Here is a 13,735-nt window from a genome sequence, read left to right on the forward strand (position 1 = left end):
AAGCGAACCAACAACCACAAGGAGTTTTACAACTTCTTCGTTAATATTAAACTGTTTACGAGAGACTCTAGGCTTCCTAGAGTCTCTTTTTATCATTGTCATCAATGGTTACAATAGTCCACCATTCCGTAATTCGCGCAATTTATACAATACAGACCAATAGCTCCTAGCTAAAGAATTCGCAATCTCTTGATCTTTAAAACCCTTCTTCTTGAGGGATATCAACTCATTTATCTCTTTATCAGAGTAATTTTTATTTCTGTTCGAGGAAGAAGCAATAATTTGATAATTTGGGTATTGAACTAAATACTTTTGCTCCTCCTTTTTGAGCCTCCATTCCCAATTAGACTTGTAGTACATACTTTCGCAGGTCAAAGTTATAGGAGTTAGTAAATTTAAGAAATTGTATGTTAGGTCTGTTGATGTTCCTCTCAAAATAAAACCGTGGCCATCTTTTCTTTTATTCAGTTTAAAGTCAATTTGAAATGATTCTAATATGTGTTGCTGTAACACTTCCAGTTCCTCTTTGGGGTAATTTTGAAGGTATAAGAATATATGAGGTGTTAAGTGAATTTTCTTGTTTCGATGATTAATTCTTTTAGAGATTGATAGAGAACCGTCGTCAAGATAAAGTACTGTCAAGAAATAGGGAGAGGTACAATATTTCAAAAGCTTAATTGGGATTTGCTTAGAGTGATTAGTGTAGAAGTATGGAAATAACTCGGTGAAAAGGGGGTCAGATTTTGAACGCATAGTTTGGCTATTCTTTGTAAGGTAGAATAGCTCTGGAAAGAAGGAAGCTTTCCAGATTCGGTAGTTTTCTTGTTCCACACCATAATGTTCACGATAACTATGGTTTTTACGGCGTGAATTAGGGTATATTTTTGTGATTTCACCGTCCCCCATAATGCTACCTACAAGTAAGTTCCTTTGTATAGAAGATATATTTAGAAACTTCTCCATCTATTACAACTCCTTTTGATAAGAACTTATGTTCTATATTTATATTACTATATTACCTTTATGGAAACAAAATAAAGCCTATTCTCCCTAAACTTTCACCACCATACTCCGATATAATCCATATAACCCTCAGGAGGATCAAACGATGATTGATAAAGTGACAGGCGGAGTACAAGGAATACAATCATTTAATAGATTAGAGAACCAAACCAGCGAAGAAGTGAAACAAATTCAAGCGCAGGAACGACATCATGAAGAAACAGCCACGAAAGAACCTGTCACCAAAGAAAAGTTGGAAGATGTCGTTCATGGGATGAATGAGTTTATGTCCACTTCGAATACACACCTCAAATTTGAATTTCATGATAAATTGAAAGAATACTATGTGACGATTGTCGATGATCGGACACAGGAGATAGTGAAAGAAATACCGGCAAAGAAAATGCTTGATATGCATGCAGCGATGACGGAATTTGTTGGTTTAATGGTCGATAAGAAGGTTTAATGGAAGGAGATACATATGGCTGATATGCGAATTGGTGGACTTGCCAGTGGTATGGACACGGATCAAATCATTAAAGACTTGATGAAGGCGGAAAGAATCCCTTTAGATAAATTAGGACAGAAAAAGCAGTACCTTGAATGGCAGCGCGACGACTACCGGGATATGAATAAGATGATGTTTGATTTTAGTAATCTTATTTTTGACGGGGTGATGAAGCAAGGAACGTATACGCAGAAGACGGTTTCCATTTCTGATCCCAATGCGTTATCTATTAAAAATATCAATTCTACTTCAGATTTTAATGGGACGCTCAAAGTGGAGAGGCTGGCTGAAGCGGCAACAATGTTCAGTGTTGGTTCTGTTTTTTCCGGATATGCGGATTTTGACCCAAGTAAGAAGCTTAGTGAGTATGGGGTGACGGGTACTCAATCAATAACGATTAAAGGTATCACGAAAAATGGTGAACTTGAAAGCGGAGATGGATTCAAATTATCCTTTGATCCGACCAAGGAATCCTTGAATAATGTGATAGCCAAAATTAATGCAGAGTCTAATGTCACGATGTTTTATGATTCTTTTACAAAGAAAATATCTGTGACAGCTAAAAATAGCGGGGATGCCGCAAGTACAGAAGAAATTAATTTATCGGGAAGCTTTTTAACCTCTACACTGGGGCTGGACACGACAAATGTCATTGCTGCCGATCCTGCTAACAATAGGGGGTCAGAGGGTGTGAATGCACAATTTACGTATAACGGCCTTTTGACTGAACGTTCGTCGAATACGTTCCAATTAAATGGATTTGAAGTATCTTTAAAGGAAGCGGACCCTACAAAAACTATTACATTTTCTTCACAACCAGACACCGACAAAATTCTAGAAAAAATCGTAAAATTCGTCGACGAATACAACAAGCTCATTGAAAAAGTAAATGGTGAAGTAAACGAAAAGAAATACCGTGACTTCCAACCGTTGACTGCCGAACAAAAGGAGTCAATGGAAGAAAAAGAAATCGAACTTTGGGAAGAAAAGTCACGCAGTGGTACTCTGAGAAACGATTCCGTTCTGACATCTGGACTTAACAAAATGCGAACTGACATGTACACACCGATATCTGGTGGAACTTCAGGCGTTGACCAATTAGCTCAAATCGGAATCAAAACATCAAGTAACTACCTTGATCGCGGAAAGCTGATTATTGATGAAAGCAAGCTGAAAGAAGCGATTTCCAAAGACCCGAATGCGATCTATGAGATTTTTGCTAAAGATGGTGCCACGTCAAATGAACAAGGGATCGCCCGTCGTTTACGTGATACGTTAAAAACCACCATGGACAGTATCGAGAAAAAGGCTGGTAAAGCTTCTAGTACCAACAATACATTTACACTTGGTCGTTTATTAAACAATATGGAAAGCCAGATGGACCGTTTCGAAGACAGGTTAACCCAAGTCGAAGACCGCTACTGGCGTCAATTCACCGCCATGGAAAAAGCGATTCAGCGTTCCAATCAACAATCCATGTACCTCATGCAACAGTTCGGCGGATAATCATAACTAAAGGAGTGTCACTATGGCCATCAACAACCCGTATGCAGCATACCAGAACAACTCGGTCAACACCGCCTCACCAGGTGAACTCACCCTTATGCTCTATAACGGAAGCCTGAAATTTATTCATATCGCCAAAAAAGCCATTGAAGAGAAGAATATTGAACTGAAGAATACCAATATCCAAAAGACCCAAGCCATCGTGAATGAGCTGATGGTGACGTTGAATACGGATCTTGAAGTCTCACAAAACCTTATGTCTCTTTACGACTACATTAACCGTCGCTTAACTGAAGCCAATATCAAGAATGACGTGGCAATTTTAGGTGAAGTAGAGGGTCTCATCACTGACTTCCGTGATACTTGGAAAGAAGTCATTCAACTGAACCGCCAGAAGCAGCATGCCGGTCAAGGTGGACTGGCGTAATGAGCTCGGTTCTTCTTTGTTATACCATCACGAAGCAATTGAAAGAAGCGTTGGAACAGGTTAATGATGAAAATAGGGAGGCCACGATTGAGGAAGTGGAATCTCTTTTAGAAAAAAGGCAGAGTGTACTTGGCACCATCAAGCCTCCGTATACTTTGGAGGAACAGGAATTTGGCAAGCAGATGATTGGATGGAATCAGCAAATTGATCGGCAACTTTCTCAATTACGTCTTCAAATTAAGCGGGACATGAACGGCTTGACCAGGAAGAAAACGTCTGCTCAAAAATACTCAAACCCATACGAATCGTTACAATACGATGGGATGTTCTACGATCAAAAGAAATAGGTGATTCTTTGACAACGAAACTAGACGAAAAACAGTACGAATTGGTCAGCCAATACGTCGGGATGCTCGACACCATTGAAGAAGCACTGAACTATGTGGAAGCAAGCTTCAAGGATTTCAGCAAAACTGAAGGAGACCAGGTCCTTTCTGAAGTATTCATGGCCATTGGGCAGATTTCAGAAAGCAATCCCTTGTTGCAAGAACTATTTGATGAGGAAGGCATTCAGAAAGCTTTAAACGGATTTGATACGGTGACGGATCAGGCATGGAAACCGGACGGACAGTTAGACAACAATGAGATCAAGCAAAGTGTTGTACAAGAAAATCTGTCCCCGGCCTTTTCTGCCTGGAAAACGTCGATTGATATAGAACTAAAACCCTATCTAACACACTAAGCCTCGATTCCCCGAGGCTTTTTTCTTTTTCCAAATCCTCTCATGCTATAATAATAGAAAAATGCTGGAGGACGCCGGTATGAAAACTAGTGAAATAGATGAGATTAGAAGACTATGCCTTCGATATCCGGAAGTTCATGAACACAAAGATGGATTCGGACATGTTTCCTTCCGCGTGAAGGCCAAACCATTTGTCATCATCGGTGAGACCTTATCGATTAAAACGCTCCCTGCTACCCAGGAAATCCTCCTCGAACAGCCAGGCTATATCATAGCACCGTACATAGGTCGACATGGCTGGGTGCTGGTTGAGGTAGAGGAAGCAGGCTGGCAAGCCATTGAAGGATTAATTCGTGAGGGTTATTTGATTGCTGCACCCAAGAGACTGGCCAATCAAGTTCAGAATGGATGAAGAAACATGATGAATTTAATCACCAATGAACTCATTAAACAAATCTCCCGACCGCGTATGTGGATTTCACTGGCACTCATCGTATTCATCGATTCCATGGCGTCCCTTTTTGTCTACCTACTGTTCGACGGCATCCAATTTTCATTTTGGGAGTACATGCGGATCAGTTCCAACCTCCTTATGATCATTCAACTCTTCAGTCTGATCATAGCCGGAGACATCGTTTCAAGTGAATTCTCATCTGGCACCATCAAGCTATTGCTCATCCGACCCATTAACCGTGTGAAAATTCTGCTTTCCAAATACATAACCGTGCTAGTTATCGCTACTGTGTTAACAGCCTCTCATTTCTTATTTTCCACCGTGCTCGGTTCTCTGTGGTTTTATGATAGTTTCTTTGATTTGAACGGGAACTTTTTTATTGTCGCAGGAGCTTACGTATTGAGATTCATAGAAATGATGGTGATTTGTTCATTCGCTTTTACCTTCTCGGTTGTGACGAGGAGCAGTTCGTTTGCGATTGGTTCAACGATCTTTCTGACCTTTTCTGCCGGGACGTTTTTGGTTGTGATGAACGAGCTTGGTATGAAGTGGGGGAGGTATGTGCTGTTTGCGAATACCGATTTGCAGCAATATTTCTTTGGGACTCCTCCGTTTGAGGGAATGACGTTTTGGTTTTCGGTTGGGGTGATTGTGGTTTATTTGGTTGGGTTTGGTGGATTGGCTTGGTGGAGTTTTGGGAAGAGAGATGTGGATGTTTAGATTGGAGGAGTGACTTTTTTGGTTCAGCTGCTGAATAAAAGGATTTTTTCACCTGCTGATATTTTTGTGGAAATCAGCAGGTGAATATCTTAATCATTTCAGCAGCTGATATATAGCCATTAATAAAAAAAGAGATTTCTTTACAAAACAGAAGGTTGGAGGTGATAGATTGAAAACGTACAAGGAACTGACCTACATACAAAGAGCAAAGAGACAGATCATCTTTACCTGCCTGTTAGCCTGCCTCATTTTCATACCTCACTATCCTATTTGGATATATCTTATTGTCATGTCCTTTAATGTTGGAAACATAGCTTACAATCTGAAAAAGCATAGTGAGAGTAAAAAAGATAACAGCCACTGAGTACCTTCAAGATTGGTGTTAGCAGGAATTTTAAAAAGAATGTCGAATAACAAAGATACATCAACTAATAGAAAGGAAGTTGCTATGTACAAGAAAAGAGAGTGGTCGCCAGGCTTTATCTATCATATCACTGCAAGGGGAAACCGGAAGTATACCATTTTTCGCAATAAAGACGATCGCTTGAAATATTTAGAAATAGTAGAAGCCGCAAAAGAAAAATACCCCTTTATCCTACACTCCTATTGCCTCATGACGAATCATGTTCACCTCTTGATTGAGACTCAGAATCATCCTCCAGGAAAAATCCTTCACTACATCCATTACCGGTATGCCAGATACTTCAACAAGAAAAACGGTTTTAATGGGCATCTTTTTGAGGGTCGGTTTAAGTCAGTTCTAATTACCAATAACAAACAACTGACCGACACTAGTTGTTATATCCATCTTAATCCAGTAAGAGCGGGTATCTGTCCCGCACCTGAAGGTTATCAATGGTCCAGTTACCGATCTTTTATAACCAGCCGCCCCAACAAGCATGTAGAAACAGAAAAAATTTTGTCTTATATGGACGACGGTTTGAAAAGTCATTATAAGTTTTATGTGGAGGTTAAATTACATCAGTTTTTGTGAGAGTTAATGAGTTCAGCTGCTGAATAAGTGCCATTATTCAGCAACTGATTTTCTTTTGGAATTTAACTGCTGAATTCCACCTATTATTCTCCTGCTGAAAAACCAGCCAAAATCAGCAGCTGAACCCACCTTAACACCCCTCCAAAAACCCCCTTCACAATTCCGCCCCAAACTCTCCACAAAACCTCCAAATCTCCACCGTCTAACCCCAAAAAAAAGTGAGATAATAATACTACAAAGAGTGCCAGGTGAACCCAAAACACTCGCACCCACCACCTCACTCTTTAACACTCTCCACTCCCGTCACACCAACATTTTCGACACCACCTTACAAACTTCACAAAAAATTGACAAAAAATTTAGAAAGTTTAAGAAGGATTAATGAAGGGAATGGAGAATATATAAACATAGCTTTATTTTTAAAAGGAGGAGTTTACATGTTGAACTACAACATTCGAGGCGAGAACATTGAGGTAACTCCAGCGATTCGCGAACACGTGGAGAAGAAGATTGGTAAGTTAGACCGTTACTTTAATGAAACTCCTGATGCAAATGTACATGTTAATTTGAAAGTGTATCCTGATAAAAATACGAAAACTGAAGTGACTATTCCAATGCCGCAATTAGTTCTACGTGCAGAGGAACGCAACGCAGATATGTATGCGGCCATTGATCTGATAGTAGATAAATTGGAGCGTCAAATTCGCAAACATAAAACCAGAGTGAACCGTAAGATGCGTGAAAAGGGAAGCCCGAAGGAGTTCTTCGCGGCTCAGGAAGATTTGAATCATGTTTCTCCTAACGGCGCAGCTGCCGTTGAATTGGAGGAAGAGGACGATGCGGAAGTAGTAAGAACAAAACAGTTTAATCTGAAGCCGATGGACAGCGAAGAAGCGATCCTGCAGATGAATATGCTGGGTCACACATTCTTCATCTTCACGGACGCAGAGACAAATGCAACGAACATTGTGTACAAGCGTCGTGACGGCAAGTATGGCTTAATTGAAACAAACTAAATATATCATCGAAAATCCTGTGGTCGCTTTGACTGCAGGATTTTTTAATGGATAGGAGGATTTTACCATTTTTTGTCGAAGTTTGAAGGTAGACAAAAATGAGGGGGAAACCATATGAGAGATCCACGATTAGAGAAGTTAGCAGAGGTGCTGCTGACTCATTCATTGAAAGTTAAAGAAGGAGAAAAGCTGATGATCACTGGGGAACATTCAACGCAACCCCTGATTAAGGAGCTTCTGAAAAAATCATATGAAATGGGAGTCATTCCTTATTTTGAATTAAGCGACCTTGAATTGAGCCGGATCATGGTCAGTCAGGCTAAGCCGGAGCAAATCATTATTCGAAATAAATGGAATATGCAACAGTATGAAGACCTGGATGCCTTCATCCATATTGCCAGCGATGCCAACGACGCGGAGATGAGTGAGGTCCCTCCAGAACAATGGCAGGAGCTTATGCCCCATATGAAAGAATCCAATGACTATCTCATTCAGAATAAGAAATGGGTACTTTTAAACTATCCGAACTTTTCGCTCGCTCAAAAAGCGAAGATGAGCTATGAGACATTTTTCAACTATCTAATGGAAGTCTGCACAGTCGATTACAAACAGATGGAAGAAGCCCAGAAGCCTCTTAAAGAGCTATTGGACAAAACAGATAAAGTGCGCATCACCGGTGAAGGGACGGACCTTACGTTTTCCATCAAGGACATTCCTTCTGTCATGTGTTTCGGAGAGCGGAACATTCCGGACGGAGAAGTGTATACGGCTCCTGTAAAGAATAGCGTGAATGGGACGATTACGTATAATACTCCGACTCTTTATCGCGGTTTCTCTTTTAACAATGTCTCTTTGACGTTTGAGAACGGGAAGATCGTGAAGGCGACGGCTGATAAAACGAAGGAACTGAACGATATTCTGGATACAGACGAAGGTGCCCGGTTCATCGGTGAGTTTGCCCTTGGGGTGAATCCGAAGATCAATGAGCCGATGCTGGATATTTTATTTGATGAAAAAATCAACGGAAGCTTTCACTTCACACCGGGACAAGCGTATGAACAGGCAGACAATGGAAATCGTTCCAGTGTCCATTGGGATATGGTGTGCATCCAGCGCCCTGAATACGGAGGCGGGGAAATTTACTTCGATGATGTTTTAATTCGTAAAGATGGGTTATTTGTAGTAGAAGAGCTAAAAGGATTGAATCCTGACGCTTTAATCTAAAGGAGGGTTTCACCATGACGTATTCCATTGTAGGTTATGACCCGGAAGAAAAGGAATGGGGGATTGCGGTCCAGTCCAAGTTCCTCGGTGTTGGTTCGGTTGTGCCGTTTGCGAAAGCGGGAGTCGGGGCTGTGGGGACTCAGTCTTACGCCAATACTTCTTACGGACCCCATGCTCTTCAACTGATGGAGGAAGGCAAGACGGCGGAAGAGGCACTTGATATCATCACCAGGGATGACCCGGAGCGTCCATTGCGTCAGGTGGGATTGATTGATGCGTGTGGCAACCCGGCCACTTTTACCGGTGAAGGGTGCTATGACTGGGCAGGTGGGCAGACTGGAAAGCATTTTGCCGCTCAGGGTAATATTTTAGTGGATGATCAAACTGTGAAGGCGATGGCGGATACCTTTGAGTCCACCACCGGGTCTTTGGCTGAAAGGCTGCTCCACTCCCTCGAGGCCGGCCAGGAAGAAGGCGGTGATTCCCGTGGCATGCAGTCCGCTGCCCTATTAGTCGTAAAGGAGAACGGTGGATACGGTGGATTCAACGATCGTTATATTGACCTCAGGGTGGATGATCACGCCTCTCCTATTCAAGAACTGAAGAGAATCTATCAACTACATCAGCTCTACTTTAAAGAATCAGATGCCGGCAGGGTGGTCCTTCTCGAAGGTGACATTCACGATGAAGTGGAACGTGAACTCATCCGTCTTGGCTATGCGAAAGAAAAGCAATCCCTCTATCAAAATTTGAAAGACTACCTGCACACGGAAAACTTTGAAATGCGTGAGCAGGAAGAGAATTATATCGATTTGGATGTCTTGGATTATATGAAAAATCAAGGAAGATAATTGTAAAAAGAACCAGTCGAAAGTGATTGGTTCTTTTTTCTTGTTTTAAAACAGTTTAATGCTTGCCTGAAATGTTATATAATGAACCTTTGTGTACGGGACTCAGAGAAGTTGGAGGTAAATACAAACATGAGTACAGTCGGAAGAAATGAACCATGCCCATGCGGCAGTGGAAAGAAATATAAGAAATGCTGCGAAAACGTTGTGAATATAGATACGCTGGTGAGTCAGGAACTGGATGTGCTGCAGGCACAGCTGTATGACTTCATTGCTACGGCCCAGTCTGCCGAGATGGAAGAATCCTACCATCACTATCTGTCCAAGATGGATTTGATGCAGGCAGATCCCGATATATATGAAATGGCATTTGTCAGCTGGTACGGAGCCACTCAGAAGGATGCTGACGGTGTTCGTTTGATCGAACGATTTGTGGATAAGCAGCTGAGCACGGTGACTCGACCACAGACAGCTGAGGTATTGGAGTCATGGAAACATGTACGGGTGACAGCGGGTACGGTAGAGAAGCTTGATGACAACACACTGCGTGTAGGGGAAGTGATCACGGGAGATACGCTTATCGTGACGGAAAAATTCGGTAAGCTTGAAGAGAACAGCTTCTTCCTGGGATTACTATTGCCGAACGGGGAGAAATATCTTCCGTTTGCTCAATACTTCATTTATCCGGCGATTGAAAAAGCGGCGATGGAGTTAGTGAAGATTCGTTTCGAGCAGGGTGAGTTTGAAACTCTACATGATTACTTATCAGGTCAGTACCTGGAAATTGCGGATGTCGGATTCGTCCTTTATAGTGCGGAGAAGAAGAAAGCTGGAAAAGCAGCGTCGACGGATAAAGCGTCTGTTGAATCTGATGCAGCGAATGATTCTAATGATGACTCTGCAGACTCCATTGAAGGCGTCGAAATCTGGAAGACGCCGGAATACAATGAAGCGATTACTTCACTTCAAACCTTCCTGACTGAAAAAGGGGAAGATAAGAAAGAAAGTGAACTGCTCGTAGCCGTATTGGAAAAATACTTCTACACAGAACGCCCAACGATCCGCAACCCGAAAATCTACTCGGGGGCTATGGTTGACATGGCGAAAAACATCGACGAAATCAGTATTCGCCACGTTCAAAAGGAACTGGCCGAATACTTCGATGTCTCTGCCAACAGCATCTCAAGACGAAGCAAGCAAATCTGGGAAAGCTACCAGGACACCGTCTACGAACTGCTGAAAGCAACGAACGCCTAAACCAAACTCAATACACATCCTGCAAAAGTCGTCTGATAAAGGCGGCTTTTTTTGAGGGACGGACCTCCCAAATCACGACCGTTGTGGAAAGAAAGCTTGATATGAAAGCTTTCAATTCTCCAAAGGACAGCAATAGGGAGGTCCGCCCCTCAAAGGCTTAAGTTGTAACCGATATGGGATAGTGGTAAGATTGATAGGGAAAATATCGTGTTTGTGTGGGAGGATAATTGGGTTTTGTAGCGAATTTTAAGTAGAGTGATGCGGAAGAGGTCCTGGGAATTTACAGGGATTTCACATTATTCTCATCCAAATCTCATTTTCTTTCGTTATACTTGTGACGTTTGGCTCTCATTCCAACACAGATAAAGGAGCGTTTATACATGCTTGGTCTATTAAATAAAGTGTTCGATGCGAATAAAAGAGAATTAAAGAGGCTGGAGAAACTGGCCGATCAAATAGAAGAATTAGGCCCTGATATGGAGCGTTTGACGGATGACGAAATCCGTGAAAGAACCGAGCGTTTCAAAGAACGTTATCAAAAGGGTGAAGATCTTGAGGACATGCTTGTGGAAGCATTCGCAGTCGTACGGGAAGCGGCCCGACGCGTACTTGGTTTATATCCTTACCGCGTTCAGCTCATGGGTGGTATTTCCCTTCACGGAGGGAACATCTCCGAGATGAAAACCGGTGAAGGTAAAACCCTGACGGCGACGATGCCTGTTTACTTGAATGCCATCACAGGAAAAGGCGTTCACGTTATCACGGTCAATGATTACCTGGCCAGTCGTGATGCCGAAGAAATGGGGAAACTCTACAATTTCTTAGGACTGACTGTAGGGCTCAATCTCAACTCCATGTCTAAAGATGAAAAACGCGAAGCATATAGCGCGGACATCACATATGGTACGAATAACGAATTCGGATTCGATTACCTTCGTGACAACATGGTACTGTACAAAGACCAAATGGTTCAGCGCAGCCTTCATTTTGCCGTTATCGATGAGGTCGACTCCATCTTGATTGATGAAGCACGTACACCATTGATCATTTCAGGTAACGCCCAGCGCACGCCTCAGCTTTATATCCAGGCGAATGCCGTTGTCCGTACACTGAAAAAAGAAGAAGATTACACATATGATGAGAAAACCAAGGGTGTTCAATTAACGGAAGACGGAATCAGCAAGGTAGAAAGAGCTTTCCATATTGATAACCTGTTTGATATTTCACACGTAACCCTTAACCATCACATCAACCAAGCGTTAAAAGCGCACGTAAGTATGCACCGCGATGTGGACTATGTGGTTCAGGAAGGCGAAATCGTCATCGTTGACTCCTTCACTGGCCGCTTGATGAAAGGGCGTCGTTACAGTGACGGTCTTCACCAATCGATTGAAGCCAAAGAAGGTCTGGAGATCCAGAACGAAAGCATGACGATGGCAACGATCACTTTCCAAAACTACTTCCGTATGTACGAAAAGCTCTCCGGTATGACGGGTACAGCGAAGACGGAGGAGGAAGAGTTCCGTAATATTTACAATATGAACGTTATTGTCATTCCGACGAATAGACCGATCGTCCGTGATGACCGCGCCGATTTAATTTACGCGTCCATCGAAGGAAAGTTCAACGCCGTAGTGGAAGACATTAAAGAACGTAACGATAAAGGACAGCCTGTACTGGTCGGTACGGTTGCCGTTGAAACGTCAGAATTGATTTCTAAGCTCCTCACGAAAAAAGGCGTACGCCATAACGTGTTGAATGCGAAAAACCATGGCCGTGAAGCGGAAATCATTTTAGAAGCGGGTCAGCCTGGTGCTGTTACGATCGCCACGAATATGGCCGGTCGTGGTACAGATATCAAGCTTGGCGAAGGCGTCATCGATCTTGGCGGTCTTGCCGTCATCGGTACGGAACGTCACGAATCAAGACGTATCGATAATCAGCTTCGTGGACGTTCCGGACGTCAGGGAGATCCAGGGGTGACTCAATTCTATCTTTCAATGGAAGATGAATTGATGAGAAGATTCGGATCTGACAACATGAAGAGCATGATGGAACGCCTTGGAATGGACGATTCCCAGCCGATCCAGAGTAAAATGGTCAGCCGTGCTGTCGAATCAGCTCAAAAACGAGTAGAAGGAAACAACTTCGACGCTCGTAAACAGCTTCTTCAATATGATGATGTCCTGCGTCAACAGCGTGAAATCATCTACAAACAGCGTAATGAAGTCATCGATTCCGAAAACCTTCGTGACATCGTTGAAGGCATGATCAAATCAGTCATCGAGCGCCAGGTAGCGGCTCATACGGCAGAAGAAGAGATGGAGAATTGGAATCTGCAAGGTATCGTGGATTACGTCAATGCCAACCTTCTACCTGAAAATGACGTGACGGTCGACGACCTTCGTGGAAAAGAAGCCGATGAAATGATGGCTCTCATCTTTGAAGATGTACAGCATCGTTATAATGAAAAAGAAGAGCAGCTGACGCCTGAACAAATGCGCGAGTTTGAAAAGGTCATCCTGCTTCGCGCCGTTGATACGAAATGGATCGATCACATCGATGCCATGGATCAACTTCGCCAGGGTATCCACCTCCGTGCATACGGACAAAACGATCCACTGCGTGAATACCAGCATGAAGGCTTCGCCATGTTCGAAAGCATGGTACTCGCCATCGAAGAAGACGTGGCAAAATACGTCATGAAAGCGGAAATCCGCAACAACCTGGAACGCCAGGAAGTGGCCAAGGGCCAAGCGGTCAATCCGAAAGAAGACGGAGCAAAAGCCAAAAAACAACCAGTCCGCAAACAAGCAGACGTCGGACGCAACGACCCATGCCCATGCGGAAGCGGCAAAAAATACAAACACTGCCACGGCATAACCGGATAATAAAAAAATTCAGATGATACCTGGGACTTATTTTGCTAAAATAAATCCCAGGTACTTTTCCGTTTTTTATAGGTTAGATAAATTAGAAGGCATTAATAATGAATATACTTGTAAAATTGGCAAGTGGTAAAACACTATTGATTGAA

At 42.7% G+C, this 13,735-nt stretch carries 15 protein-coding genes; 13 read left to right on the forward strand and 2 right to left on the reverse strand.

Annotated elements, in window-relative coordinates; all coding sequences use genetic code 11:
• Window positions 1–108 precede the first annotated feature (108 nt).
• Entirely contained in the window at window positions 109–963 is an 855-nt protein-coding gene (locus BVI01S_RS20865; RefSeq protein ID WP_061811439.1) for a DNA endonuclease, read from the reverse strand.
• A 145-nt stretch (window positions 964–1,108) separates the two neighbouring features.
• Between BVI01S_RS20865 and flaG the strand changes: the two genes are divergently transcribed.
• The 8 genes from flaG to BVI01S_RS20910 all read left to right on the forward strand — a co-directional run bounded on the left by flaG (window position 1,109) and on the right by BVI01S_RS20910 (window position 6,353).
• On the forward strand, window positions 1,109–1,468 hold the full coding sequence (gene flaG / locus BVI01S_RS20870) for a flagellar protein FlaG (protein ID WP_061811440.1): 360 nt from the start codon (window positions 1,109–1,111) through the stop codon (window positions 1,466–1,468).
• A gap of 15 nt (window positions 1,469–1,483) precedes the next feature.
• A complete protein-coding gene (locus tag BVI01S_RS20875; RefSeq protein ID WP_061811441.1) occupies window positions 1,484–3,016 on the forward strand; it encodes a flagellar hook-associated protein 2 in 1,533 nt (510 codons plus the stop codon).
• Window positions 3,017–3,038: 22 nt separating this feature from the next.
• A complete protein-coding gene (gene fliS / locus BVI01S_RS20880; protein ID WP_061811442.1) occupies window positions 3,039–3,443 on the forward strand; it encodes a flagellar export chaperone FliS in 405 nt (134 codons plus the stop codon).
• Entirely contained in the window at window positions 3,443–3,790 is a 348-nt protein-coding gene (fliT, locus tag BVI01S_RS20885; protein WP_061811443.1) for a flagellar protein FliT, read from the forward strand. The genes fliS and fliT overlap by 1 nt, the downstream gene beginning before the upstream one ends.
• An 8-nt stretch (window positions 3,791–3,798) precedes the next feature.
• On the forward strand, window positions 3,799–4,185 hold the full coding sequence (locus BVI01S_RS20890; RefSeq protein ID WP_061811444.1) for a DUF8042 domain-containing protein: 387 nt from the start codon (window positions 3,799–3,801) through the stop codon (window positions 4,183–4,185).
• A gap of 79 nt (window positions 4,186–4,264) precedes the next feature.
• Window positions 4,265–4,597 (forward strand): MmcQ/YjbR family DNA-binding protein, encoded by a 333-nt coding sequence (locus BVI01S_RS20895; RefSeq protein WP_082804795.1) that lies wholly within the window; start codon window positions 4,265–4,267, stop codon window positions 4,595–4,597.
• A 6-nt stretch (window positions 4,598–4,603) separates the two neighbouring features.
• Complete coding sequence (locus BVI01S_RS20900; RefSeq protein WP_061811446.1) at window positions 4,604–5,359, forward strand: ABC transporter permease; 756 nt, start codon at window positions 4,604–4,606, stop codon at window positions 5,357–5,359.
• 403 nt (window positions 5,360–5,762) lie between these two features.
• Window positions 5,763–6,353, forward strand: a complete 591-nt coding sequence (locus tag BVI01S_RS20910; RefSeq protein WP_061811448.1) for a transposase — start codon at window positions 5,763–5,765, stop codon at window positions 6,351–6,353.
• Window positions 6,354–6,386: 33 nt separating this feature from the next.
• On the opposite strand, the gene BVI01S_RS20915 is transcribed toward BVI01S_RS20910, so the two are convergent.
• Window positions 6,387–6,644, reverse strand: coding sequence for a hypothetical protein (locus tag BVI01S_RS20915; protein ID WP_156477372.1), 258 nt, complete (start codon window positions 6,642–6,644; stop codon window positions 6,387–6,389).
• 146 nt (window positions 6,645–6,790) lie between these two features.
• Here BVI01S_RS20915 and hpf point away from each other — a divergent pair, with 146 nt between their 5' ends.
• From hpf to secA, 5 genes are all read left to right on the forward strand, one after another.
• On the forward strand, window positions 6,791–7,369 hold the full coding sequence (gene hpf, locus BVI01S_RS20920; RefSeq protein ID WP_061811450.1) for a ribosome hibernation-promoting factor, HPF/YfiA family: 579 nt from the start codon (window positions 6,791–6,793) through the stop codon (window positions 7,367–7,369).
• Between the two features lie 114 nt (window positions 7,370–7,483).
• The gene (locus tag BVI01S_RS20925; protein WP_061811451.1) at window positions 7,484–8,593 is read left to right on the forward strand and encodes an aminopeptidase; all 1,110 of its coding nucleotides are present in this window, start codon (window positions 7,484–7,486) and stop codon (window positions 8,591–8,593) included.
• A gap of 14 nt (window positions 8,594–8,607) precedes the next feature.
• Window positions 8,608–9,444 carry a DUF1028 domain-containing protein gene (locus BVI01S_RS20930; RefSeq protein WP_061811452.1) on the forward strand — a complete coding sequence of 279 codons (837 nt, stop codon included), beginning with the start codon at window positions 8,608–8,610 and terminating at the stop codon, window positions 9,442–9,444.
• A 129-nt stretch (window positions 9,445–9,573) separates the two neighbouring features.
• Complete coding sequence (locus tag BVI01S_RS22655) at window positions 9,574–10,698, forward strand: YecA family protein (protein ID WP_061811453.1); 1,125 nt, start codon at window positions 9,574–9,576, stop codon at window positions 10,696–10,698.
• Between the two features lie 380 nt (window positions 10,699–11,078).
• Window positions 11,079–13,589, forward strand: a complete 2,511-nt coding sequence (gene secA / locus BVI01S_RS20940) for a preprotein translocase subunit SecA (RefSeq protein WP_061811454.1) — start codon at window positions 11,079–11,081, stop codon at window positions 13,587–13,589.
• Window positions 13,590–13,735 lie beyond the last annotated feature (146 nt).

Source organism: Rossellomorea vietnamensis NBRC 101237 (genome assembly GCF_001591825.1).
In the GTDB taxonomy this organism is placed as follows: Bacteria; Bacillota; Bacilli; order Bacillales; family Bacillaceae_B; genus Rossellomorea; species Rossellomorea vietnamensis.